Origin of the sequence: Maritalea mobilis, from assembly GCF_019800885.1 — a bacterium.
Lineage (GTDB): Bacteria > Pseudomonadota > Alphaproteobacteria > Rhodobacterales > Rhodobacteraceae > Roseibacterium > Roseibacterium beibuensis.
Genome location: NZ_JAHVKE010000002.1, coordinates 354,961 through 378,503 on the forward strand (window position 1 = coordinate 354,961; position 23,543 = coordinate 378,503).

Annotated in this window: 23 protein-coding genes; 11 read left to right on the top strand and 12 right to left on the bottom strand. The window is 65.5% G+C overall.

What is annotated here, in order from left to right:
* Positions 1-111 precede the first annotated feature (111 nt).
* Together KUV65_RS10425 and KUV65_RS10430 are read left to right on the top strand one after the other, a co-directional pair.
* Entirely contained in the window at positions 112-876 is a 765-nt protein-coding gene (locus KUV65_RS10425; RefSeq protein WP_222190303.1) for a hydroxypyruvate isomerase family protein, read from the top strand.
* Between the two features lie 147 nt (positions 877-1,023).
* Positions 1,024-2,223 (top strand): anaerobic sulfatase maturase, encoded by a 1,200-nt coding sequence (locus tag KUV65_RS10430; RefSeq protein ID WP_222190305.1) that lies wholly within the window; start codon positions 1,024-1,026, stop codon positions 2,221-2,223.
* A gap of 40 nt (positions 2,224-2,263) precedes the next feature.
* Here the strand turns inward: KUV65_RS10430 and gyrB are convergent, their stop codons facing one another.
* The 9 genes from gyrB to mutM all read right to left on the bottom strand — a co-directional run bounded on the left by gyrB (position 2,264) and on the right by mutM (position 12,520).
* Positions 2,264-4,681: a DNA topoisomerase (ATP-hydrolyzing) subunit B gene (gene gyrB / locus KUV65_RS10435; protein WP_222190306.1), complete on the bottom strand. Its 2,418-nt coding sequence runs from the start codon at positions 4,679-4,681 to the stop codon at positions 2,264-2,266.
* Between the two features lie 74 nt (positions 4,682-4,755).
* Positions 4,756-5,382, bottom strand: a complete 627-nt coding sequence (locus tag KUV65_RS10440) for a LysE family translocator (protein WP_222190308.1) — start codon at positions 5,380-5,382, stop codon at positions 4,756-4,758.
* Positions 5,379-5,813 (bottom strand): VOC family protein, encoded by a 435-nt coding sequence (locus tag KUV65_RS10445; protein ID WP_222190310.1) that lies wholly within the window; start codon positions 5,811-5,813, stop codon positions 5,379-5,381. Before KUV65_RS10445 ends, KUV65_RS10440 begins: the two co-directional genes overlap by 4 nt.
* Positions 5,810-6,922 (bottom strand): DNA replication/repair protein RecF, encoded by a 1,113-nt coding sequence (gene recF, locus KUV65_RS10450; RefSeq protein ID WP_222190312.1) that lies wholly within the window; start codon positions 6,920-6,922, stop codon positions 5,810-5,812. The genes KUV65_RS10445 and recF overlap by 4 nt, the downstream gene beginning before the upstream one ends.
* A 79-nt stretch (positions 6,923-7,001) precedes the next feature.
* Positions 7,002-8,120 (bottom strand): DNA polymerase III subunit beta, encoded by a 1,119-nt coding sequence (gene dnaN / locus KUV65_RS10455; protein ID WP_222190314.1) that lies wholly within the window; start codon positions 8,118-8,120, stop codon positions 7,002-7,004.
* Between the two features lie 135 nt (positions 8,121-8,255).
* Positions 8,256-9,761, bottom strand: coding sequence for a chromosomal replication initiator protein DnaA (gene dnaA / locus KUV65_RS10460; protein ID WP_222190316.1), 1,506 nt, complete (start codon positions 9,759-9,761; stop codon positions 8,256-8,258).
* A 602-nt stretch (positions 9,762-10,363) separates the two neighbouring features.
* Entirely contained in the window at positions 10,364-10,630 is a 267-nt protein-coding gene (rpsT, locus tag KUV65_RS10465; protein ID WP_222190318.1) for a 30S ribosomal protein S20, read from the bottom strand.
* A gap of 185 nt (positions 10,631-10,815) precedes the next feature.
* Complete coding sequence (locus tag KUV65_RS10470) at positions 10,816-11,592, bottom strand: enoyl-CoA hydratase (RefSeq protein ID WP_222190320.1); 777 nt, start codon at positions 11,590-11,592, stop codon at positions 10,816-10,818.
* Between the two features lie 64 nt (positions 11,593-11,656).
* Complete coding sequence (gene mutM / locus KUV65_RS10475) at positions 11,657-12,520, bottom strand: bifunctional DNA-formamidopyrimidine glycosylase/DNA-(apurinic or apyrimidinic site) lyase (protein ID WP_222190322.1); 864 nt, start codon at positions 12,518-12,520, stop codon at positions 11,657-11,659.
* Positions 12,521-12,620: 100 nt separating this feature from the next.
* Here mutM and ubiE point away from each other — a divergent pair, with 100 nt between their 5' ends.
* Both ubiE and ubiB read left to right on the top strand, forming a co-directional pair.
* Entirely contained in the window at positions 12,621-13,385 is a 765-nt protein-coding gene (gene ubiE / locus KUV65_RS10480; protein WP_222190324.1) for a bifunctional demethylmenaquinone methyltransferase/2-methoxy-6-polyprenyl-1,4-benzoquinol methylase UbiE, read from the top strand.
* A 1-nt stretch (position 13,386) separates the two neighbouring features.
* Complete coding sequence (gene ubiB / locus KUV65_RS10485) at positions 13,387-14,916, top strand: 2-polyprenylphenol 6-hydroxylase (RefSeq protein ID WP_222190326.1); 1,530 nt, start codon at positions 13,387-13,389, stop codon at positions 14,914-14,916.
* 7 nt (positions 14,917-14,923) lie between these two features.
* Here the strand turns inward: ubiB and KUV65_RS10490 are convergent, their stop codons facing one another.
* Both KUV65_RS10490 and KUV65_RS18200 read right to left on the bottom strand, forming a co-directional pair.
* Positions 14,924-15,592 carry a flagellar hook capping FlgD N-terminal domain-containing protein gene (locus KUV65_RS10490; protein WP_222190328.1) on the bottom strand — a complete coding sequence of 223 codons (669 nt, stop codon included), beginning with the start codon at positions 15,590-15,592 and terminating at the stop codon, positions 14,924-14,926.
* 16 nt (positions 15,593-15,608) lie between these two features.
* Positions 15,609-16,346: a flagellar hook-length control protein FliK gene (locus KUV65_RS18200; RefSeq protein ID WP_222190330.1), complete on the bottom strand. Its 738-nt coding sequence runs from the start codon at positions 16,344-16,346 to the stop codon at positions 15,609-15,611.
* Positions 16,347-17,537: 1,191 nt separating this feature from the next.
* Between KUV65_RS18200 and KUV65_RS10500 the strand changes: the two genes are divergently transcribed.
* From KUV65_RS10500 to KUV65_RS10525, 6 genes are all read left to right on the top strand, one after another.
* Complete coding sequence (locus tag KUV65_RS10500; RefSeq protein ID WP_222190332.1) at positions 17,538-17,852, top strand: rod-binding protein; 315 nt, start codon at positions 17,538-17,540, stop codon at positions 17,850-17,852.
* A complete protein-coding gene (locus KUV65_RS10505) occupies positions 17,849-18,187 on the top strand; it encodes a hypothetical protein (protein WP_222190334.1) in 339 nt (112 codons plus the stop codon). The genes KUV65_RS10500 and KUV65_RS10505 overlap by 4 nt, the downstream gene beginning before the upstream one ends.
* A 225-nt stretch (positions 18,188-18,412) precedes the next feature.
* Positions 18,413-19,963 carry a flagellin gene (locus KUV65_RS10510; RefSeq protein ID WP_222190336.1) on the top strand — a complete coding sequence of 517 codons (1,551 nt, stop codon included), beginning with the start codon at positions 18,413-18,415 and terminating at the stop codon, positions 19,961-19,963.
* A gap of 140 nt (positions 19,964-20,103) precedes the next feature.
* On the top strand, positions 20,104-20,478 hold the full coding sequence (flaF, locus tag KUV65_RS10515) for a flagellar biosynthesis regulator FlaF (protein WP_222190337.1): 375 nt from the start codon (positions 20,104-20,106) through the stop codon (positions 20,476-20,478).
* Positions 20,475-20,894 carry a flagellar biosynthesis repressor FlbT gene (flbT, locus tag KUV65_RS10520; RefSeq protein WP_222190347.1) on the top strand — a complete coding sequence of 140 codons (420 nt, stop codon included), beginning with the start codon at positions 20,475-20,477 and terminating at the stop codon, positions 20,892-20,894. Before flaF ends, flbT begins: the two co-directional genes overlap by 4 nt.
* A complete protein-coding gene (locus KUV65_RS10525; protein WP_222190349.1) occupies positions 20,891-21,682 on the top strand; it encodes a DUF1217 domain-containing protein in 792 nt (263 codons plus the stop codon). The genes flbT and KUV65_RS10525 overlap by 4 nt, the downstream gene beginning before the upstream one ends.
* A 7-nt stretch (positions 21,683-21,689) precedes the next feature.
* Here the strand turns inward: KUV65_RS10525 and KUV65_RS10530 are convergent, their stop codons facing one another.
* Positions 21,690-23,075, bottom strand: coding sequence for a FliI/YscN family ATPase (locus tag KUV65_RS10530; protein ID WP_222190351.1), 1,386 nt, complete (start codon positions 23,073-23,075; stop codon positions 21,690-21,692).
* A gap of 107 nt (positions 23,076-23,182) precedes the next feature.
* Between KUV65_RS10530 and KUV65_RS10535 the strand changes: the two genes are divergently transcribed.
* On the top strand, positions 23,183-23,539 hold the full coding sequence (locus tag KUV65_RS10535) for a FlgB family protein (RefSeq protein ID WP_222190353.1): 357 nt from the start codon (positions 23,183-23,185) through the stop codon (positions 23,537-23,539).
* Positions 23,540-23,543: the final 4 nt, after the last annotated feature.

The window sequence follows — 23,543 nt, forward strand, 5'->3', positions numbered from 1 at the left end:
GTTAGCCTTACCTTCAGGCGCGGGGTGTGCCGCCTGCGAGTCGCATTAAGCAGCGCTTAAACGGGGTGACCAGCGCTCGATTCGTCGGCTGACGGGAAAGGGAAGGACGACATGCGGTTTTCGGCGAATCTCGGGTTCCTGTGGGCAGGGCATCCCTTGCCGACGGCAATCCGGCGTGCGGCTGCGGCGGGCTTCGACGCGGTCGAATGCCACTGGCCCTATGCCGAGGAACCCGCCGCCGTTCGGGCCGCGCTGGAAGAGACGGGTCTGCCCATGCTGGGGCTGAACACCGTGCGCGGGGGCGAGGGATGTTTCGGCCTGTCGGCGCTGCCGGATCGCGAGCCCGAGGCGCGGGCCGCCATCGAGCAGGCGATGGGATATGCCGTCGCGGTCGGGGCCGAGGCGGTGCATGTCATGGCCGGCTTCGCCAAGGGGCGGGAGGCCGATGGCGTCTTCCGCTCCAACCTGCGCTTCGCCTGCGATCTGGCGGAGCCCTATGGCATCACCATCCTGATCGAACCGCTGAACGCCCATGACGCGCCGGGCTATTTCTTACGCGACACGGACCAAGCGGGTGAGATCATCGACGCGATGGATGCACCGAACCTGCGGCTGATGTTCGACTGCTACCACGTGGGCCGGACGGAAGGGGACGTGATCGCCCGGCTGGAGGCGTTGCTGCCCCTGATCGGGCATGTGCAGATCGCCGCCATCCCCGACCGGGGTGCGCCGGACCACGGCGAGCTGGACTACCCCGAGGTTTTCACCACGCTGGACCGCCTCGGCTGGACCCGCCCGATCGGCGCGGAATACCGGCCCGCCGGAGCGGTTGAAGACGGGTTGGCGTGGATGAAAGACGCGAAACGGACGCGCTAGCGCCCGCCGGTTTGTGCGCAATATGTCTCGCACCCGGATTTCACTTGCCCTCGCCCGAGCGTAGGGCCGTATTCGAAAATGAAGGATCGCTTGCCAGGGACTTGGGGTGCTGGGTTGGCGACAGCCATTCATCAGGGACGTATCCGCATGACCCGCCGTCCATTCAACATCATGGCAAAGCCCATTGGGCCGCGCTGCAATATCGCGTGCAGCTATTGCTACTACCTCGACAAGGAAACCCTCTTCCCGGACGAAAAGAAATTCCGCATGTCCGACGAGGTGTTGGAGGCTTACACCCGCCAACTGATCGACGCCTCGCTGGCCGCAGGCATGCGCGAGGTCACGTTCGCCTGGCAGGGCGGCGAGCCGACGATGCTGGGGGTCGAATTCTACGCCAAGGCCTTGGCGTTGCAGCGCCGCTACGCCCCAGCGGGGATCACGGTGACCAACGTACTTCAGACCAACGGAATGTTGCTGGATAACGATTGGGGGCGGTTCCTGCACGATAACGGGGTCCTGGTGGGGATCAGCATCGACGGGCCGAAACAGGTGCATGACCGCTATCGCCTCGACCGCGCGGGGCGGCCCAGCTTTGACGCGGTGATGCGCGGGCTCGACGTGTTGCAGCGCCACGGGGTCGCGCATAACGCCCTGACCACCGTGCACCGCGCCAATGGCGGAAAAGGGCGCGAGGTTTATCGGTTTCTCAAGGGGCTGGGCATCGAGCACATGCAGTTCATTCCGATCGCCGAACGGGGCGGGCCCGATGGGTTGGCCGCGGTGCCGCAGATCGACAGCGACCCCGGTCCTGCCGTCACCGACTGGAGCGTTCGGCCCCGCGCCTATGGCAAGTTCCTGTGCGATGTCTTCGACACATGGATCAAGCGCGATGTCGGGCGGATCTTTGTTCAGCATTTCGACGCCATGCTGGGCAAATGGCTGGGCCGCCCCGGCGGGCTGTGCGTGTTCGCGGAAACCTGTGGGGATGGGCTGGCGCTGGAACATGACGGCAGCCTGTACAGCTGCGACCATTATGTCTTTCCGGATTACCGGCTGGGCCGGATCACCGACACGCCGCTTGACCAGATGCTGTGGACGGATCGGCAGACGGCCTTTGGCCAGCACAAGCGCGACAGCCTGACCGCGCAATGCCGCGCCTGCCCGTTCCGGGCGGCCTGCAACGGCGGTTGTCCGAAACACCGCTTTGCCACATCGCGCAGCGGCGAGGGTGGGCACAACTATTTCTGTGAAAGCTACACCATGTTCTTCCACCACGCGCAGCCGCGCCTGAATGACATGGCGCGGCTTGTCGCGTCGGGCAGATCAGCCGCCGAGGTCATGGCTTGAGCGGCCCTCGCACCGCGAGAAAAACGCGCGGTCTACAGCCTCAGAAATCGAGGTTCTCGACGCTCAGCGCGTTGGCCTGGATGAATTCGCGGCGGGGTTCCACTACGTCGCCCATCAGCTTGGTGAAGATGTCGTCGGCCTCGGCCAGGTCGTCGATCTTCACCTGCAACAGCGTCCGCGCATCCGGGTCCAGCGTGGTTTCCCAAAGCTGGTCGGGGTTCATCTCGCCCAGACCCTTGTAGCGTTGCATCTGCTGGCCCTTGGCGCCTTCGTCGAGGATCGCTTGCAGCAGCTCGCTCGGCCCGTGGATCAGCTGTGAGCGTTCCTTGCGTTGCAGCGTGGCGGGGTCGCGGTAGATCTCGCGGGTTTCCTGGCTGACCGAGGACAGTTTGCGCGCCTCGCCCGAGCGCAGCACCGCGCCGTCGAGGGTGCGGATTTCCTCGACCCCGCGCAGAACGCGGCTCAGGCGGATGCCGTGATCCTGCGTGATGCGCCCCAGCCAGCCGCGTTCGTATTCCACGGCCACGAGGTCCAGCCGCTTGGCGACCTCGTCGGCCACGCCTTGCAGGTCGGCATCGGCCCGGCCCGGATCGAAGGCACCTGCGATGGCGGCCTGTTCGATGATGTGGCGCGGGTAATGGGTGGGGAAGGCATCGAGGATGCGCTTGAAGTTGCGCGCGCCCTCGACCACGCGGGCCAGATCCTGTCCGGCGAGTTCCTCGCCGTTGGGCAGGCGCAGCACCGCGCCTTCGATCCCTTGCGCGACGAGGTAGTCTTCGAACGCGGCCTCATCCTTGAGATACACCTCGGAGCGGCCCCGGCTGACTTTGTAGAGCGGCGGCTGCGCGATGTAGAGGTGCCCGTGTTCGATGATCTCGGGCATCTGCCGGAAAAAGAAGGTCAGCAGAAGCGTGCGGATATGCGCGCCGTCCACGTCGGCATCCGTCATGATGACGATCTTATGGTAGCGCAGCTTGTCGAGGTTGAACTCGTCCCGCCCGATCCCGGTGCCAAGCGCGGTGATCAGCGTCCCGATCTCCTGGCTGGACAGCATCCGGTCGAAGCGCGCGCGTTCCACGTTCAGGATCTTGCCCTTCAGCGGCAGGATCGCCTGGTTGTGGCGCGAGCGGCCCTGCTTGGCCGAGCCGCCGGCGCTGTCACCCTCGACGAGGAACAGCTCGGACTTGGCGGGGTCCTTTTCCTGGCAATCGGCGAGCTTGCCGGGAAGGCTGGCCACGTCCATGGCCGTCTTGCGCCGGGTCAGTTCGCGGGCCTTGCGTGCCGCCTCGCGGGCAAGCGCGGCCTCGACGATCTTGCCGACGATCTGGCGCGCCTCTTGCGGGTGCTCTTCGAACCATTCCGAGAGCTTCTCGTTCATCAGCCCTTCGACGGCGGGTCGCACCTCGGACGAGACCAGCTTGTCCTTGGTCTGGCTGGAGAACTTGGGGTCCGGCACCTTGACCGACAGCACGCAGGTCAGCCCTTCGCGCGCGTCATCGCCGGTGAAGTTGACCTTTTCCTTCTTCGCCAGCCCGGTGGAGTTGGCGTAGTGGTTCATCGTCCGCGTCAGCGCGCCACGGAAGCCCGCCATATGGGTGCCGCCATCGCGCTGCGGGATGTTGTTGGTGAAGGGCAGAACCGTCTCGTGGTAGCTGTCGTTCCACCACATCGCGACCTCGATGCCGATGCCGTCACGCTCCCCCTCGACATAGATCGGCTCTTCGATCATGGGGGTCTTGGAGCGGTCGAGGTATTTCACGAATTCCCGAACGCCGCCTTCGTAGATCATCTCGACCCGTTGCGGTTCGGCGTGGCGCAGGTCTTCCAGAACGATCTTCACGCCCGAGTTCAGGAAGGCGAGTTCGCGCAGGCGGTTTTCCAGCGTCTTGAACGAGTAATCGAGGTTCGAGAAGGTCGTGGTCGAAGCGAGGAAGCGCACCTCGGTCCCGGTCTTGCCCTCGGCATCGCCGACGACCTCGAGATGCTGGACCGTTTCACCGCGTTCGAAGCGCGCGTGGTGTTCCTTGCCGTCGCGCCAGATGCGCAGGTCCAGCCAATCCGACAGCGCATTCACCACGGAAACGCCCACGCCGTGCAGACCGCCCGACACCTTGTAGGAGTTGCTGTCGAATTTCCCGCCGGCATGCAGCTGGGTCATGATGACCTCGGCGGCGCTGACGCCTTCTTCCTCGTGGATACCCACGGGAATGCCACGGCCATTGTCGCTGACCGAGACGCTGTCATCGGGGTGAAGCGTGACCGTCACGGCGTCGGCATGGCCGGCCAGGGCCTCGTCGATGCCGTTATCGACGACCTCGTACACCATGTGGTGCAGGCCCGAGCCATCGTCGGTGTCACCGATATACATGCCGGGGCGTTTGCGAACCGCCTCCAAGCCTTTGAGAACCTTGATGGAATCGGCGCCGTATTCTTCGGGCGCGGGGGCGTTGTCTGCCATGTGTTCTTCTGCCTGTTCGTTTGCCGATTTTATATCGGTCGGGCGGGGGATTGTCACGCCTTTGACCCCAATATTTAGGGGCTCGGCAGGGCGATCACCACAGCCACGAGGATCAGGAGCGCCCCGGCCACGCGATTGATCCGCGCGAGGCGTTCCGGGCTGGAAAACCGGCGCCGCGCGATATCGACCAGAAGGGCGAAGCCGGTGTTGCCGACCATCGGCACACCCATCGAGATTGCGGCGATCACGATGATGTCGGCGCGGGTGACGGCGGTCAGGTCGAAGAAGCCCGGCAGCATCCCGGCATAGAACAGGATCGCCTTGGGATTGGCGAGGATCGCGACCAGGCCGGCAAGAAACCCGGCCAGCGCACCGGGCCGGTTGAGTCGGCTGTCGCCCGAAACCGGCGTGTCGGCGTGCCGAATGAGGAGCCAGCCCATCAGAGCGAAAACCCCCACCGCGACCCAGCGCAGCGCCTCCATGATCCACGGGTAGGCGGCGACGATCCAGGACAGGCCCAGCACGGCCAGGAGCGACCAGAGCATATCGCCCAAGGCCACGCCCAGGATCAGCGGGATCGCGGCCAGCCAGCCATGGGCCAGCGTCCGCGCCGCGGTCGCCAGCCAGACCGGGCCGGGGATCAGGAACAGGACGAAAAGCGCGCTGGCGTAAAGAAACAGCTGCGAAAGGGATAGCGTCATTCCGGGATGACCGTGCGCCCGCTGTCGTCGAGCGACCAGTGGGGGTTGTAGGCCAGTTCCCAGACATGCCCGTCGGGATCGGCGAAATAGCCCGAGTATCCGCCCCAGAAGGTTTCTTCCGGGGCCTTCAACTCGGTTGCACCGGCATCGAGCGCACGGGCAAAGGCGGCATCCACCTCGGACGTGTCGCGGAAATTCTGCGCCAGCGTGACCGCGCCCATGCCAAGCTCGGCCCCCGGTCGGCCCTGATCGGCGGCCAGCGGGCCAAGGCGGAAGAGCGACAGGACCATGCCGTCCATCTGGTAGAACACGACGCCGTCCATGGCGCGTGTCTCTTCCCACCCCAGCGCGCCGTAAAAGCCGCGGGATCGTCCGATATCGTGGACGCCCAGCGTGATCATGGTGACGCGGTTCACGGGCAGGTCGGTCATGGGCTTGGCTCCTCGATCCGGGCGAGGCTTTCGCCGCCCTGTTCCTCGACCGCGACATGCTGCGCGCGATCCCCGAGTTCCGCAAACAGTTCCGGCCCGGTGCCCGTCATCCACGCCTGTGCGCCAAGGGCGCAGATCTCGTCGAACAGCGCGGCGCGGCGGCCGGCGTCGAGATGGGCGGCGACCTCGTCCAGCAGGACCAGCGGCGCGGCCCCGGTCTCGGCCTTCAGCGCGCGGGCATTGGCGAGGATCAGCGAGATCAGCAGCGCCTTCTGTTCGCCGGTGGAGCATTGCGCGGCGGCCATGTCCTTGGCGCGGTAGGTGGCGGCGAGGTCGCTGCGATGCGGCCCGATCAGCGTGCGGCCGGCGGCAAGGTCGCGCGGGCGGCTGGCCGCAAGCGCGTCGGTCAGGGCATCGGGGCCGGGCGCGGGCGTGCCCTCGACCTCGATCAGGGAGAGGTCGGCGGCGGGAAAGGCGGTGGCCGTGTCATCCTGCGCGGCGGACAGCCGCGACAACGCCTCGGCCCGGTTTTCCATGATGCGGCTTCCGGCCTCGGCCATCTGGCGTTCCAGCGCGCGGTACCAGCCCGGGTCGCGCACATCATCCTTCAGAAGGCGGTTTCGTTCCCGCATGGATTTCTCGTAGGTCAGCACCGCCTCGCCATGATCGGGCAGAAAGCTCAGCGTCATGCGGTCGAGGAACCGGCGCCGCCCCTCGGCCCCCTCGATCCAGAGACGGTCCTGCGCGGGCACAAGCCAGACGATGCGGATCAACCGGGCCAGGGCCAGTTGCGGGGCGGATTTTCCGTCGAGCATCAGGCTGCGGGGCTGGCCGGGTTCGGCGGTGATCTCGACCTCGTGGCCAAGGCCGGGGCCCTCGATCGTCGCGGCGATTTTCCAGCCGATGGCCTCGGGGCGGCGGATGATCTCCTCGGCGGCGGCGCGGCGCAGGCCGCGCCCGGGCGACAGAAGCGACACCGCCTCGATCAGGTTGGTCTTGCCCGCGCCGTTCGGCCCATAAAGCGCGACAGGCCGGCCATCAAACCCCAGCCGCGTGCGCCGATGGCTGCGGAAATGCGACAGGGAAAGATTGGCGATGTAGGGTGTCATGGGCGCGTTTTCCTGCAGGAAAACGATGCGGAAAACTCGAGTTTTCCGGGTCGGAAATCTCGAGATTTCCGTTTCCCGGTCACACCCGCATCGGCATCACGACATAGATCGCCGAGGTGTCGGACCCTTCGCGCATCAGCGTTGGCTCGGCAGGCGAGGAGAACAGGAATACCGCGTTCTCGCGATCGACCTGGCTGGCGATTTCCAGAAGGTATTTCGCGTTGAACCCGATCTCGAGCTTTTCGTCGCCATAGGCCACGGCCAGTTCTTCCTCGGCATTGCCCGCATCGGGCGCGTTCACCGACAAGACCAGCCGATCCTCGTCGAGCTGCATCTTCACCGCGCGCGAGCGTTCCGACGACACGGTTGCCACACGGTCCACCGCCTTGGCGAAATCGCTGGCATCCACCTCCATCAGGCGGGTGTTGCCCATGGGAATCACGCGCGTGTAGTCGGGGAAGGTGCCGTCGATGACCTTGGAGGTCAGCGTGATCTCGGGCGTGGCGAAGCGGATCTTGGTCTCGGACACCGACACCGCGATCTGCGCCTCGTCATCATCCAGAAGCTTGCGCAATTCGCCCACAGTCTTGCGGGGCACGATCACGCCGGGCATCTCTTGTGCGCCATCGGGCAGGGGGGCGTCGATCCGCGCAAGGCGATGGCCATCGGTGGCCACGGCGCGCAACACGGGGCCGTTTTCACCCTCGGATACGTGGAAATAGACGCCGTTCAGGTAATAGCGCGTTTCCTCGGTCGAGATGGCGAATTTCGACTTGTCGAACAGGCGCCGCAGAACCGGTGCCGCGCAGGAGAAATTGGCGGCGTATTCGGTTGCGGTCATCACCGGGAAATCTTCGCGCGGCAGTGTCGCCAGCTGGAAGGTCGAGCGTCCGGCCTGCACGGTCAGGCGGCCCGCCGCGCCATCCTCGGTCAGGCTGACCAGCGCACCGTCGGGCAGTTTGCGCACGATCTCGTGCAGCGTCACGGCAGACACGGTGGTCGCGCCTGCGCGTTCCACCTGCGCCGGGGCGCGGTCGACCACCTCGATATCGAGGTCGGTCGCACGGAAGCTGACCGTATCGCCCTCGGCCTCGATCAGCACGTTGGCGAGGATCGGAATGGTGTTACGACGCTCGACGACCGATTGCGCCTGAGAAACAGCGCGCAGCAGCGTGGCGCGCTCGATGGAGAGTTTCATGCCCTGGCTCCGACAGATCGCGGGGCTGTGAGACTACTCTCACGCCCCGCAAGCACAAGTGTTTTCACGGAGTTTCGCGACAGCGCGGCGCGCGTCAATCCCCGATGCCCAGAATTCATGCGCGCTATGGCGCGATCACGCCTCCAACGCGCGGCGCAACAGCTCGGCATCCTCGGCGATCTGGCTGTCGACCTGCATCAGTTCCTCGATCTTGCGCACGCCATAAAGGATCGTGGTGTGATCGCGGCCCCCGAACTTGCGCCCGATCTCGGGCAGCGAGCGGGTTGTCAGCTTCTTGCAAAGAAACATGGCCACCTGGCGCGGGCGGGCGATGGCACGGGCGCGGTTGGCGCTCATCATGTCGGCCTGGCGAATATTGTAGTATTCGCAGGTCTTCTTGATGATTTCGTCCATCGTGACCTTCTTGTCGGTCGAGCGCAGGATGTCCGACAGGCAATCCTGCGTCATCTCCATCGTGATGTCCTTCTGCACCAGATCGGCAAAGGCGAAGAGACGGGTCAGCGCCCCTTCCAGTACGCGGACATTCGAGGAGACTTTCTGCGCGATGAACTCCAGCACGCCGGGTGCGATGGCGATGTTGGGATTGCGCTCATGCATACGCTCGGCCTTGTGCTGCAAGACGCCAAGGCGCAGCTCGTAATCGGTCGGGTGCAGGTCCACGACAAGGCCGCATTGCAGCCGCGAGGCGATCCGGGTGTCCAGCTCTTCCATGTCGACGGGCGCGCGATCGCCCGAGATGACGATCTGCTTGCCCATTTCGACCAGCGCGTTGAACGTGTGGAAGAATTCTTCCTGTGTCGAGCGTTTTCCGGCGATGAACTGCACGTCATCGACCATCAGCACGTCGACCGAGCGGAACATCTGCTTGAAGCCCAGCGTGTCCTGCTCGCGCAGGGCGCGGACGAAGCGATACATGAACTGCTCCGCCGAGAGGTAAAGGATACGCGACTCGGGCAGGTTGGCGCGCAACTCCCACGCGATGGCGTGCATCAGGTGCGTCTTGCCAAGACCTACGCCGCCATAAAGGAAAAGCGGGTTGAAGGTGACGTCGCGCCCTTCGCCCACGCGGCGCGCGGCGGCATGGGCCAGCTCGTTGGGTTTGCCGACGACGAAATTGTCGAAGGTGAAGTTCGGGTTCAACTGCGCGCCCGGCAGATCATCGTCATGGCCATTGGCCTGGGCGGCCACCGGACGCGGCTGGGCCACGGGCGCGGACGGGGCGCGGCGCGGGGCGCTGGCGGCAACCGGGGCAATCTCGGCGTCATGGCCATTGACGTGATCGACCGCGGCAGGAGCGGCATTTTTCAGTTCCATGGCGCGCGGCGCGAGGTCTTCGGCAGGCGTGGCCACGGCATTGGCGGGCGCAGGGGTCGGCGCAGGCTTGCCCACGGAAATCTCGACACGATCGACCCCCACACCGGCCGATGCGAGGTGGCGCAGGATCAGATCACCGAAATTCTGCGAGACCCAGGACCCGATGAAGCTGGTGGGCGCGTGAAACTTGGCGGTGCGGTCCTCGAGACAGTCGAAGGTGATCGGCTCGATCCAGGCCGAGAAGTTGTTCTTCCCGATGGACTTCAGCAGCTCGCCGCGCACGTGCCCCCAAGTTTCGTTCGTCATGGTCTTTTGTCCTCGTCTTTTTATGGTCGCCTGCCAGCCAACCGTTTTTTCGCTCTAACCCACGGTGTTGCGCCCCGTGGGGCGACCCAGACACACCCCTCCGAAGGACGGGATGGCCGACGAAAATGGCATCAAGAAGACGGTCCGAAGACAACGGTCGGCCCGCTGATCGGAACTCTTCCACTTACCCTTTTCATGTACCGGCGCCGGATTCGAACGACGAAAAGAGGAGCCGCAGCCCAAAGGCCGTGTGCAATCACCCGACATCATTAATCAGGCCCCTCTTCCCCAGGACTACGGATCGCTTACGCGGTTTGCGCTGGCTGAACCCTCGCCGACCCTGTCCCCGCGGCGCTGGTTCGAAGAACCCGATTAGTCGTCCTATCGTCGCTCCATCCGCCCCCCAGGCGTCTGAATCGCCAGATGAAGCTAGCGGGAGTCGCAGAGCCCTCGCAACATATCTTCGCGCTTGACTCTGAACCTATCTGAAAACGAATCTCGCGGGCCGTTTTAGCGCCTTGTGCGACAATGGATTTTTCAGAATGAAAAAAGGCGCCCTGTTGCCAGAGCGCCTTTATAACAAGGCTTATATGGATGCCGGATCAGGCGCTCATGGCCTTCACGCGCGACGAAAGACGCGAGATTTTCCGGGATGCGGTGTTCTTGTGCAACACCCCTTTGGTAACCCCCCGCATGATCTCGGGCTGGGCGGCGCGAAGGGCGGCCTGGGCGGCGGCCTGGTCGCCGGAGGCGATGGCTTCCTCGACGCGGCGCAGGTAGGTGCGGATGCGCGAACGGCGGGCTTTGTTGACGGCAAAGCGGCGCTCGTTCTGGCGGGCGCGCTTCTTGGCTTGGGGCGAATTTGCCATGGTGTGTCTCTCTCGTCTCGGGCCTGTGGCAGACCGGTTGAATACAGTTCTGCGCGGGAAGACCCGACCCCGGGTTCGATACCGGGCGATTCTGGCCTAGGCGGGCCTCACACGCATGTCTGGCGCGGCAGATAGGCGAATTTGCCGCGAAAGGGAAGCCCCCAATGGATCGGGGGCCTGCCGGGTCACTTGTCGCGGAACTGCGCCTCGCGCTTTTCGAGGAACGCTTCCATGCCTTCCTTCTGGTCTTCGGTGGCGAAGAGCGCGTGAAACAGGCGGCGTTCGAACAAAAGCCCCTCGTTCAGCGGGACCTCGTAGGCGCGGTTCACCGCTTCCTTGACGGCCATGGCGGTCAGGGCGGATTTCTCGGCGATCTTGGCGGCGGCGCCCATCGCCTCTTCCATAAGCTTCTTGGCGGGGACCACGCGGCTGACAAGGCCCGAGCGTTCGGCTTCCTCGGCAGTCATGAAACGGCCGGTCAGGTGCATGTCCATCGACTTGGACTTGCCCACGAAGCGGGTCAGGCGTTGCGTCCCGCCAATGCCCGCGACCACGCCGAGGTTGATCTCGGGCTGACCGAACTTGGCGGTGTCCGAGGCGATGATGAAATCGCACATCATGGCCAACTCGCACCCGCCTCCCAACGCATAGCCCGACACGGCGGCGATGATCGGCTTGCGACAGCGCAGCATTTCCTGCGTCTCGCGCCCGAACAGGTCGTCGGTGAAGGCGTCCACAAAGGTCTTTTCCGACATCTCCTTGATGTCGGCCCCGGCGGCAAAGGCCTTTTCCGAGCCGGTCAGGACGACACAGCGGACCTTTTCGTTCTCTTCCGCCGCGCGCAGCGCCTTGGACAGTTCGTTCAGGAGCTGCGTATTCAGCGCGTTCAGGGCGTCTGGGCGGTTCAGCTTGATCAGCGCGATATGGTCTTCGATCTCGACGATGAGGGTCTCATAGGCCATGCATCGGGTCCCCGGCTGCTTCATTCCGAAGCGCAGGGTTAGCATCGGGGCCGGAAGGTTCAAGCTATCTTTGACAGGTCGCGCAGTAGAAGCTGGATCGCCCCGACTGCACTTTTCGCCTTATTTTTCCTGTACATCCGGGGGTTTGGCAGGGCTCTCCCTCGCGACCATAGACCGCAAACCTGTGTTGAAAATATCCCAGGTCGCCATCGGCCTGGCGGTAGTCGCGCAAGGATGACCCACCGGCATCTATTGCCTCGGACAGAACATCGCGGATCGCGGGCACGAGTCGCCCGATGCGCGGCTTCGAAATGCGGCCAGCGTGGCGCAGGGGCGAAATGCCCGACCGCCAGAGCGCTTCGCAGACATAGATATTGCCCAGCCCTGCCACGATCCGCTGATCCAGCAGCGCCGATTTGACCGGGGTGCGTTTGCCCGCGAACTTCTCGGCCAGGTAGCCCTCGTTGAACGCATTGCCCAACGGCTCGGGTCCAAGCCCGGCCAACAGCCAATGCGCGTCGGCCCTGTCCGTTTCCACCAGGTCCATCGCGCCGAAGCGGCGGGCGTCGTTGAAGGTGATGCGGGCGCCGGCCTCCGTCGTCAGGACGACATGGTCATGCTTGCCAATCTGCCCGTGGTCATGGGCGAAGGCCCCCGGCATCTCGGCTGCGCCATCGCCGGTGATCAGCATCCGGCCCGACATGCCCAGATGCACGATCAGCGTTTCGCCGCTGTCGAGATCGGCCAGGATATATTTCGACCTGCGGCGCAGGCGGTCGACCCGCGCCCCGGTCAGGCGCTCGGCCATCCGTTCGGGGAAGGGCCAGCGCAGATCGGGGCGGCGCACCTCGGCTTTGGCGATGCGCGCGCCCTCCAGAACGGGGGCCAATCCGCGACGCACTGTCTCGACTTCTGGAAGTTCGGGCAAATCGGGCTTTCCTTGTGGTCTGACCGGGATGTAACGCCGCGTTGCGGCCCCGCAAGCGCCGCGTATAAGAGGTCCGACCAAAGCCGGAGCACAAGCCCCCATGACCGATGACACGATGAACCCCGACGGCACCACCACCCATTTCGGTTTCAAGACCGTGGATGAGCGGGAGAAGGCGGGGCTGGTCCATGGCGTCTTTACCAACGTCGCCTCGAAATACGATATCATGAACGACGTGATGAGCGTCGGCATCCACCGCATCTGGAAGGATGCGATGATGGATTGGCTGACGCCGCGCGACGGGCAGCATTTGTTGGACGTGGCGGGCGGCACCGGCGATATCGCTTTCCGCTTCCTCGAACGCGCGCCGATGGCGCAATGCACCGTGCTCGACATGACCGAGTCGATGCTGCTGGAAGGGCAGAAGCGCGCCGAGGCGCAGCGCCAGTCGGACAAGCTGGACTGGATCGTGGGCGATGCCATGGTGCTGCCCTTCGAGGACAACACCTTCGACCGTTACACGATCAGCTTCGGCATCCGGAACGTCACCCGCATTCCCGATGCCCTGTCCGAGGCCTACCGCGTGCTGAAACCCGGCGGGCGGCTGATGGTGCTGGAATTCAGCCAACTGCCGAACCAAGGCATGCAGAAGCTTTACGACCTTTATTCCTTCAACGTGATCCCGCGCATGGGGCAGCTGATCGCGAATGATCGTGACAGCTACCAGTACCTTGTCGAATCCATCCGCAAGTTCCCGGATCAGGACACGTTCGCCAACATGATCCGCGACGCCGGGTTCAGCCAGGTGAAATACCGCAACCTCTCTTTCGGGATCGCGGCGCTGCATTCGGGCTGGAAGATCTGACGTGAAGGGACCGCACAATATCTGGCGCCTGATCCGAACCGGCGCCACCTTCGAACGGACCGGGGCCATGGGCGCCGTTCTCGAAGCGATGGACGCACCGCGCTCGGTGCGCGTCGCGGCCCGCGTGCTTGGCTGGCCCTTTGCCTTCCTCGGCCTTCGGGGTGACCCATCGATGCCACCCGTGCCGCGTGCCCTGAACGCACTGGGCCCGGCCTATATCAAGTTCGGGCAGATCCTTTCGACCCGCCCGGACGTGGTGGGCACGGGCCTCGCCAAGGAGTTGCAGGTTCTGCAGGACAAGCTGCCGCCCTTTTCCCGGCACGAGGCCAAGCGCGTCATCGCCCACGAGATGGAGCGCCCGGTCGACACGATCTTTTCCGATTTCTCCGAGCCGGTCGCCGCGGCCTCGATCGCGCAGGTGCACCGCGCGCGGCTGCTGGAGACCGGGCAGGATGTTGCGGTCAAGGTGCTGCGCCCGAATATCGAGCGCGCCTTTCGCAAGGATATCGACGCTTTCTACCTGATCGCGTGGTTCGTCGAAACGCTCTCGCCCTCATCGCGGCGTTTGAAACCGCGCGACGTGATCCGGCATTTCGAAGGTGTCGTGATGCAGGAACTGGACCTGCGGATCGAAGCCTCGGCCGCGGGGGAATTTGCCGCCAACACGGCCAAGGATGACGGGTTCGAGGTGCCGGCGGTTGAATGGTTCCTCTCCTCGCGGCGGATGATGACGCTGGCCTGGGCCAATGGCATCACGCTCAGCGATCTCGATGCCATCGACGCCGCCGGGCACGACCGGCGCGAGCTTGGCACGCGGGTGTTGCAGATGTTCCTGCGCCACGCGTTGCGCGACGGGTTCTTCCATGCCGACATGCATCACGGGAACCTCAAGGTGGCGCCGAACGGCGATATCGTGGCGCTGGATTTCGGCATCATGGGGCGGATCGACGAATACACGCGCCGTGTCTACGCCGAGATCCTGATGGGTTTCATCCGCAAGGATTACCGCCGCGTGGCCGAGGTACATTTCGAGGCGGGCTACGTGCCCCCGGACCGCGACGTGGGCGAGTTCGCTCAGGCCCTGCGCTCGGTCGGCGAGCCGATCTTCGGGATGGAAGCCTCCAAGATCTCGATGGGCCGGTTGCTTGCCTATCTTTTCGAGGTGACCGAGCGGTTCGGGATGGAAACGCGGACCGAGCTGATCCTGTTGCAGCGCACCATGGTCGTGGTCGAGGGCGTTTCGCGTTCGCTGAACCCGGATATCAACATCTGGACGGTCGCCCAGCCGGTGGTCGAGGAATACATCCGTGACAATGTCGGCCCCAAGGCCGTGGCGCGCGACCTGTTCCACACCGCCCGCGTTCTGGCGCGGTTCGGTCCGCGGTTACCCAACCTGGCCGAGGCGGCCCTGCTGGCGCAGGCCAATCCCAAACCGCCCGAGCGCAAGAATCCCTGGCCGGAACGGATCGGCTATGCGTTGGCCGGGTCTGCCGCCGGGGCGGGTATCATCGCGGTGATCGCGCTCTTCTAGGGCGCGGTCACGCATCCGGCGCGCGTAGGCCGAGGACGGATTCCGCCGGGATGGACAGCCCCCCTTCCACGGTCAGCCAGACCGCGCCATCGACCAGTTGCGCCTCTTCGATCTCGGCCCGGACCATCACGTTGCGTTCGTCCAGCAGGTCTTCACCCAGCCAGCTTTCGACCGAAAAGCTGTAGATCCCCTCGGGCAGGGTGCTGCCGTCCAGTCCCGCGCCCGTCCATTCGAAGGGTTGATCCGACAGCGGGATGGGCAGGCGCTGCACCACCTCGCCCGACTGGTCGCGCACGATCAGTTCGGTGCGGTCGGCCAACAGGTTGGGCGCCGCTTGCAGTGTCACCGACTGCCCTTCGAAATAGACGGGCATTTCGGCCCGCGCCTCCATCCCGATCCAGCCGCCAAGCTCCCCCATGCCCAGCGTCCCGAGGCCGGTCTGTAGTTCCGCGAGCAGGTCATTGGTCAGCACCTGCTGCTCGACCCCGGAAAAGGTGGCGAGTTGCGTGGCGTATTCGGTCGATTCCATTGGGTTCAACGGATCCTGGTTGCGCATCTGCGTGGTCAGCAGTTGCAGGAAGGTCTGGAAATCCGCGCTGAGGACGGTGCTGTCGGTGGCCGATGCGGTCAGGCCCGAGGCCGTTTGCGTCGCCGTGGTCGGGTAGATCTCCATCATCTATCTCCTTGATCGGTCAAAGCCGCAGATCGAGGGCACCGTCATGGGCGCGCTGCGGGTCGTTATGAGGGTGTGGGTCCGTTTCATCGGTGCTGTGCGCAGCAAGGCCGCTGTCGCCGGCCTGGGGCCGCGCGCCACTGCCATCGTGGCCGGGTTGCCCCCCCTGTGACAGGCGCACCTGCAGGGCGTCGAGCCCAAGGCGGCTTGCTTCCTGCTGCAGCACATCGAGGTGCCGCCGCATCAAGTCGACCGTTTCCGGCCGGTCCGCCGTGATCGCCAGCGTAAGGGTTCCGCCCTGCTCGCTGACGCTCAACCGGACACGGCCCAGTTCGGGCGGATCAAGGGCCAGGTCCAACGGCGTCTCGCGCGCCTGTTCGGCGGTGCTGATCGCAAGGGAAATCTGCTGGGCGACAGGCATGGGGGGCTGTGCCGCCGCAGGTGTCTGGGTCGATCCGGTCGGCATGGCGACCGGGGGCGCAGACATGGCCGGATGGGTTGGCGGCATGGGTTCACTCCGGTTCTCCCCTTCCGCGCTGGCCCCGCTGGGGCCGGTCGCGGCCTTATCCACGCCGGTGCCTTTCGTGGCATCGGCGGAGGGAGCGGTGTCGAGGCGCAAGGGTTCGACGCGGTCCTCGCGGGCCCTGCCGGTCGGCCCCCGATGCTCGGTGCGGTCATGCCCGGTCAGGGCGGCTTCGTCGCCCGCTGCGTTCAGCTTGGGTGGTGCGGCCAGCGCGTTCGCGGACCCGAGTTTCACGCGGGTGCCTGACCCGGGTATCTCGGCATGTAGGCCCGCAGGCCTTTCGTCTCGGGGTAAGGACGGCAAGGCCTCGGGCTTATGTGGCGACGTGGGCGCGGTGCCACTCGCACGGTCGCTTGGCAGCTTAAATTGTACACCGGGGGCCGCGTCAGCCCTAACCGGTTGGGCATCGGGCGCCGACTCGGGCGCGGGCGTTGCCTTGGTGTCCACGCGCATGACCGCCACATCCGGGGCGGATCCGGTCGGCACACCGGGCGCACCCGCCGCCGCAGGGGGCACCGTGCCGTCGCGCCTGATACCAAGGCGAGGGACCAAGGGTTCGGCGACGGATGGGCCGAGCCGCCCATGAGTGGGCTCCCCGGCGATCACCGCTTCGGTGAGACCGGGCCGAGGCATACCGGCCAGGTCTCGTGCGGTCCCGAGACCTTTGGACGGGGCGACCTCGATACCCGCTGGACCGGGAGCGCCGAGAGGCCGGGGGCTGTCCGGTGGAGCCTCGTCCGAGTGCGGCGCGACACTGACGCCAGGCCGCGATTGCACCGCCAGTTCATGCGAAAGCACGCGACCCTGCGTGAGCGCGCCATTCGCGCCATTTGGCGTATCTGCCGAAGTGCCGGGTGGTGTGGTTATGGGCGACTCTCGTCGCGAAAGCACATCGCCCCCCGCTTGCATCGCCATGCCGACCGGCGCGTTCACCGCTGACCCGGTGTCACCCGACGGCGCCGGGGAATCCTCCGGTGCCTCGGACCAATCCTGCGCCCAGTCGGCCAATACTCTGCCGTTCGCGTTGTCCGGCACCGCGGGACAGCCCACCTCTGGCTCAAGCTGGCCGTTCATCGGCAAGACCGGGTCGTCCTCCTCCCCCGTCTGCCCATTCGCGCGGAACGGAACCGTGACTCGGTGACCTTGGCGATCGTTCACAGTGTCGTCGATCACCGGGCCACACGGCATGTCCCCTTCCGCCAGCATAACCGCGAACACGGCGTCGCCTGCCCCTGATGCCATGGCGCCTTCAGGACTGCGCGGGGCCCCCGGCGTGGGCCCATACCCGGTCGAACCAAGGGGAGGGAGAGTCTGCATTTGGCGATCCGTTCTAGAAAGACCGGGGCAGAGTCTCACAGATGTCCTTACGAATTCTTTACGCCTGGGCGTCATGCTGGACAAAACGCGCATAATGCGAGCTTCCGGATGACCCTGACCCCCACACCTGCCGTTTCGCCAACGCCGACCGATGCCCTGTCACCGGAGCGACGCGACCTGTCGGATCTGCGGGCGGTGGCGCAGAACCTGGAGGCTGCGTTCCTGTCGGAAATGCTGAAACATGCCGGTCTCGGCGCGCCGCGGGGCGGGTTCGGCGGCGGTGTGGGCGAAGACCAGTTCGCCTCCATGCTGCGGGATGAACAGGCCCGCGCCCTTGCCGCGCGCGGGGGGATCGGACTGGCCGAATCGCTTTTCAACGCCCTGGTGGCGCGGGCGAATGCAGCGGCGGGTGACGCGAATTGAACCGTGGGGCAGACACCCTCGCCGTGCTGCGCGACCTGCTCTCGGCGCAGCGTAATGCGCTTCGGTCCGGGGATTATGGCGGATTGGACCGGATCGGCGCACGGCTGGAGCGGGCACTGTCGAACCTCGGGCCACCCATCGACCGCGACGCGCTGATGCTTGTCCGGCAGGAGGCCGGGCGGACGGCCGACCTGATCCGCGCCGCGCAGGCCGGGCTGGCCCGGGCGCGAAGCGATATGGGCGCGCGGCGGGATGTCTCCCTGTCCACCTATGACGCATATGGCCGCCGCAGCAATGTCGCATCTGCCCCGGGCCGAACCCTCTCAAGACGCTGATCGCGACCGCGGCCGTTAAAATTCGCTGCAAAACCCATGCAGTTTCCGGCCCGTCCTAACACTTCATTCAAGCCTTTGAACGTAGGGTATGCGGGCACCCAAAGCGGGTGGCGTGACCCAGCATGAAGGGTTGCAGTGGTCAGAACGACATTTCGTGGGGCGTCGCCGCCCCGGATCGGTATGGCGCGAAATCGGCGCCCGGAAAAAGCTAGTGAAAGGGACGACATGTCCAGCATTCTGACGAACACCAGCGCCATGGTGGCGTTGCAAACCCTGAAATCGGTGAATTCGAACCTGCAACAAACCCAGTCCGAGATTTCGACCGGCAAATCCGTGGCTTCTGCGCGCGATAACTCGGCGGTGTGGGCCATCTCCAAGGTGATGGAATCCGATGTGAAGGGGTTCCAGGCGATCTCGGAAAGCCTCAGCCTGGGGGAATCGACCGTGGCGGTGGCCCGCAATGCGGCCGAAACGGTGACGGACCTGCTGACCGAGGTGAAAGGCAAGATCGTCGCCGCGCAGGAAGAGAATGTCGACCGCGCCAAGATCCAGACTGATATCGACGCCCTGCGCGACCAGATCAGTTCGGTGGTCAATGCAGCGCAGTTCAACGGTCTGAACCTCGTGAAGGGGTCGGAAGACGTCAACATCCTGTCCTCACTCGATCGTTCCGGCGCTGGCGAGGTGTCGGCGGCGAACATCAAGGTAGCCCGCCAGGATCTCACCGCCAGCACGGGTGAGATCGGGACGACGGGGCTGACGGGCGGTCTGACCGCTGCGAACTATGGCACGATCAATGGCGGCGCCTCGGCGACCGGTTTCACGACCGATGCCGGCGGCTTGACGGCCACCGTGGATTTCGCGGCCGCAACGGGCGCCGAGAACTTCACGCTGCGGATCAATGGAAACGACATCTCGCTGTCGACAACGGGCGGCGAAACGCAGGAAAACATCGGTGCGTATTTCGCAACACAGATCAACGCGCTTGGCCTTGAGGGCGTCGCTGCCACCGATAACGCCGATGGAACAATCACCATTGCGAATACCAATGGGTTTGAAGGCGTGGACATCGAACTTGCCTCGACGACCGATGCAAGCGCAGAAGTCACCAGCGTGAACGGTGCGACGCCGACCGATGCTGACAAGGTCACGATCGAACAGCGCGCCGCAACCATTGACCTTGTCGGCAGCACCAAGGTCAATGATGGTGATACCTTCACAGTCACCGTGGGTGGCGCGACCTCCAGCTATATCGCTGGAAAAGGCGAAACCATGGAGGATGTCGCCAAGGGTCTGAAGACCGCGATCGACTCCAACCGCATCGACGGCATCAGCACAGCTGTCCAGTATGACGCCGACGCCGATCAATGGAGCCTCGCGGTGGACGATGCTAACGGCGACGGTACGAGTACCACTTTCACGCTGAACGTGACCACGGGCGGTGTGGCCTCTGGCGGACTGTTCGGCCTGAATTCGCTGGACGTGACCACGAATGAAGGGGCGAACGCGGCACTCGACAACGTCGAGACCCTGATCCAGAACTCCATCGATTCTGCGGCCTCCTTCGGCTCGGTCGAGGGGCGGATCGAGACGCAATCGAATTTCGTCTCGAAGCTGATGGACTCGCTGACCGCGGGCATCGGCACCCTCGTGGATGCCGACATGGAAGAGGCCTCGGCCCGGTTGCAGGCGCTTCAGGTGCAGCAGCAGTTGGCGACGCAATCGCTGTCGATCGCGAACCAGGCGCCGCAGAACATCCTGTCGCTGTTCCGCTGACCTGACGGGGGCGGGGCGGTGCGCCGCCCCGTCCGTTTTCAGGATCCGCACGCCACCTGTCTTGCCGGTCGCTGCCCCGCCTCGCCGTTCCATCCGAATCGGCCCCGGTCTCAGCGGCCCCCGCCCAAGGAGTTCCTCCCGTGACCGCAACATCGCTCGCCCGAACCGCCTATGCCGCCGCGTCCCAGCCGGTGCGCACCCCGCGCGGCACCGAATACGCCGCCTTCCAATCCGTCACCGCCCGCCTGTCCCGTGCCGCGGAAAACCCGCGCGACATGGCGACGCGGGCCGCTGCGGTGCATGAAAACCGCCGCCTCTGGACGCTGCTGGCCACCGACCTGGCCGATCCCGAGAACGCCCTGCCGCAATCGCTGCGCGCGCAGCTTCTCTACCTCGCCGAGTTCTCCCTGCTGCAAAGCGGGCAGGCCTTGCGCCAGACCGATTCACTGGCGGCCCTGATCGACATCAACACGGCCGTCATGCGTGGCCTCTCCGGCATCGTGGAGGCAGCATGAGCGGGCTTGTTCTGAAACTGGGTCCCAAGGAAAGGGTCCTCGTGAACGGTGCGGTGATCGAGAATGGCGACCGCCGCGCCCGTCTGGCCATCGTCACGCCGAATGCGCACATCCTTCGGCTGCGCGACGCCATCCACCCCGAGGAGGTGACGACGCCCGTGCGCCGCGTCTGCTACATCGCGCAACTGGTGCTGTCCGGCGATACCGAGCTTGACGAGGCCAGGCCGCAGCTTTTGCGCGGCATGGAGCAGTTGAGCCAGGTCTTCACGGATCCCGACAGCCGGGCGCAACTGTCCCGCGCCACCGAGCATCTGCTGGAGGATCAGGTCTACCAGGCGTTGAAGGCCCTGCGCTGCCTGTTGCCACGCGAAGAGCGCCTGCTCGCCGCGGGCCGGCCGACCGGGTCGCACCCGTGACCCCGATCGTTCCCTTGGGCGGCTACGCGGGCTGGCGGTTTCTCTCCGCCAGCCTCGACGCGCAGGTTGCCCGTTTTGCCGACAGCCCGGTGCAGGCGCGCGACCGCGCCTATTTCCGCGAGACGATCGGGTCGATCACCTCGGCCGCCGATCTGGTGGCCGATTATCGCCTGCGCCGGGTCGCGCTCTCGGCCTTCGGGTTGCAGGACGACATGGCCAACCGCGCCTTCATTGAACGGGTGCTGGCCGATGGCGTGGTTGAGGATGACGCGCTGGCCAACAAGCTGGCCGATACGCGCTATCGCGAGTTTGCGGAGGCCTTCGGCTTCGGCTCACCGCTGCCACCACGAACGCAGATGCCCGGCTTTGCCGACAAGATCCTTGCGAAATTCGACCGGCAAGCCTTCGAGGTTGCGGTGGGCGAGCAGGATGACGACATGCGGCTGGCGCTGAACGCCGCGCGGGCCCTGCCGGAGCTGGCCGAAAGCGGCGTCAGTGACACGACCGCCTGGCTGACGATCCTGGGGACGACACCGCTCAGGAGCGTGTTCGAAACGGCATTGGGCCTGCCATCCGGGATCGCGACGCTGGATCTCGACCGCCAGGTGGAGGATTTCCGCGACGCGGCCAGCCGGGTGCTTGGCAGCGCGGAGATCGCACAATTCTCGGACCCCGCGCGCGTCGAAGACCTGATGCGAAACTTCACCTTGCGCGCGCAGCTGTCGAACGGGCCGTCGATGACGACGCCGGGCTATGCGGCGATGACGCTTTTGGCCTCCCTGGTGTGACGCCTCCTCAACCTGGTGCGACGGTGGCCGCAGGCGCGGCGCGGCGATCCTTGCCACGCTCGGCGAGCGCCAGGATGTCCTCGAGCCGGGAGAAGCTGGCTGGAATGCCACCCTCGGAGGTCGCGCCGATGAAAGCGTCGAGGTCATCCCACACGGCGACCGCCGCATCGGTCATCGGGTCCGATCCTGCTGAATAAAGCCCGGCCTGCACCATCAGCTCGGCCTTCGCGTAGGCTCCGAGAAGATGCCGCGCCCGCGCGATCAGCCGGTTCTCGACATCGCTGGCCGCCCCCGGCAACGCGCGAGAGACCGAGGCCAGCAGGTCGATGGCCGGGTAACGCCCGCGCTCGGCGATCTCGCGGTTCAAGACGACATGCCCGTCCAGAACCCCGCGCATCACGTCCGCCACCGGCCCTTCAAGGTCCGAGCCCGCGACCAGCACCGACAGGACCGCCGTAATGTCACCCTGTCCCGCACCGCCCGGCCCCGCGCGCTCGGCCAGCGCCATGACCATCTGCGCCATCGAGGCGGGAAAGCCCCCCGGCCCGAACGGTTCGCCCGCGGCCGCCGCGACCTCGCGCTGCGCCTCGGCAAAGCGGGTGATCGAGTCGGCCAGCACAAGCACCTGTTTGCCCTGGTCGCGGAAATATTCCGCGACCGCCATCATCGCCCAGGCGGCCCGCGCGCGGGTCAGCGCCGGGCGGTCCGAGGTTGCGGCGATGACCACCGAGCGCTTCAACCCCTCAGATCCCAGCACGTCGGCCACAAAATCCCGCACTTCGCGGCCGCGCTCTCCGATTAAGCCGATCACCACCACATCCGCTGCCATGGCCTGCGCCAATGCCCCGATCAGGCGGGATTTGCCCACGCCAGACCCGGCAAACAGGCCCACGCGCTGGCCGCGGGCGATGGGCAGCACCGTGTCGAACACGGCAAACCCGGTTTCCAGGCGTGCCCCGAGCCCGCGGCGCGCGGCGGGCGGGGGCGGCGGCGCCAGAAGCGGGCAGGCGCGCGGCCCGGGAAACAGGGGGCGGCCATCCATGGGCTGCCCGTCAGGGTCGATCACGCGGCCCAGCCAACTTTGATCGGGTGCGATGGTCTGTGGCCCAAGGTGCCGGACAGCCTGACCCAGGCGCAGCCCCTCGGACGGGCCTTCGGGCATGACCCGGGCCGCGCCCTCTTCCAGGGCCAGCACCTCGCCCGGGATGCTGTCGCCGATGCGCACGCGATCCCCCAGCGCCGCGATCCGGTCCAGCCCCGCCACGCGCACGTGATCGCGGCTTAGCCCGGTGACATGACCGATGCTCTGGCAGGGACGGATCGCGCCAAGCCGCGCCAGAAGCGGGGCAAAGAAAGTGTCGGTTTCGGGCGGGTTTGGACAGGTCAGGGTCAAGTCTCGGCTCCTTCTGAGCGGATCGCGCGGCAAAATCCGCCGCTGAAACCGTTTTTAAAGGAATCACCGTTAAGCATCCGTGTAGCCGATGAGGGAGAACCCCCAAAATGTTTGACGGTCTCGACATTTTTCAACTTGCCACCGCCCGCGCGCGCCATGCCGCCGCGCGGCAGGCGGTCGTGGCGCAGAACATCGCCAATGCCGACACGCCCGGATACCGCGCGCGCGACGTCACCGATTTCGCCGACACGTTGCGCCGCCTTGAGGTTCAGGGCGGCGACCCGCGCGGCGACCTTGGCATTCGCACCTTCGACGTGGACGCGCCGGCTTCGCCCAATGGCAACACGGTCTCTCTGGAACTGGAAATGGTGCGCGGAGTCGAGGCGCAGCGCGACCATGACCGCGCCATCCGCGTCTATGACAGCGCGCTGAACATCCTGCGGTCCAGCCTCGGGCGCCGGTAATTCT

Excerpts from the sequence above, each read along its gene's own strand:
- KUV65_RS10510 (WP_222190336.1), top strand. The coding sequence starts at position 18,413 with ATGTCCAGCATTCTGACGAACACCAGCGCCATGGTGGCGTTGCAAACC.
- KUV65_RS10425 (WP_222190303.1), top strand. The coding sequence starts at position 112 with ATGCGGTTTTCGGCGAATCTCGGGTTCCTGTGGGCAGGGCATCCCTTG.
- KUV65_RS10500 (WP_222190332.1), top strand. The coding sequence starts at position 17,538 with ATGACCCTGACCCCCACACCTGCCGTTTCGCCAACGCCGACCGATGCC.
- flbT (WP_222190347.1), top strand. The coding sequence starts at position 20,475 with ATGAGCGGGCTTGTTCTGAAACTGGGTCCCAAGGAAAGGGTCCTCGTG.
- KUV65_RS10430 (WP_222190305.1), top strand. The coding sequence starts at position 1,024 with ATGACCCGCCGTCCATTCAACATCATGGCAAAGCCCATTGGGCCGCGC.
- KUV65_RS10490 (WP_222190328.1), bottom strand. The coding sequence starts at position 15,592 with ATGATGGAGATCTACCCGACCACGGCGACGCAAACGGCCTCGGGCCTG.
- KUV65_RS10470 (WP_222190320.1), bottom strand. The coding sequence starts at position 11,592 with ATGGCCTATGAGACCCTCATCGTCGAGATCGAAGACCATATCGCGCTG.
- KUV65_RS10445 (WP_222190310.1), bottom strand. The coding sequence starts at position 5,813 with ATGACCGACCTGCCCGTGAACCGCGTCACCATGATCACGCTGGGCGTC.
- dnaA (WP_222190316.1), bottom strand. The coding sequence starts at position 9,761 with ATGACGAACGAAACTTGGGGGCACGTGCGCGGCGAGCTGCTGAAGTCC.
- gyrB (WP_222190306.1), bottom strand. The coding sequence starts at position 4,681 with ATGGCAGACAACGCCCCCGCGCCCGAAGAATACGGCGCCGATTCCATC.
- dnaN (WP_222190314.1), bottom strand. The coding sequence starts at position 8,120 with ATGAAACTCTCCATCGAGCGCGCCACGCTGCTGCGCGCTGTTTCTCAG.
- KUV65_RS10440 (WP_222190308.1), bottom strand. The coding sequence starts at position 5,382 with ATGACGCTATCCCTTTCGCAGCTGTTTCTTTACGCCAGCGCGCTTTTC.
- recF (WP_222190312.1), bottom strand. The coding sequence starts at position 6,922 with ATGACACCCTACATCGCCAATCTTTCCCTGTCGCATTTCCGCAGCCAT.
- KUV65_RS10535 (WP_222190353.1), top strand. The coding sequence starts at position 23,183 with ATGTTTGACGGTCTCGACATTTTTCAACTTGCCACCGCCCGCGCGCGC.
- ubiE (WP_222190324.1), top strand. The coding sequence starts at position 12,621 with ATGACCGATGACACGATGAACCCCGACGGCACCACCACCCATTTCGGT.
- rpsT (WP_222190318.1), bottom strand. The coding sequence starts at position 10,630 with ATGGCAAATTCGCCCCAAGCCAAGAAGCGCGCCCGCCAGAACGAGCGC.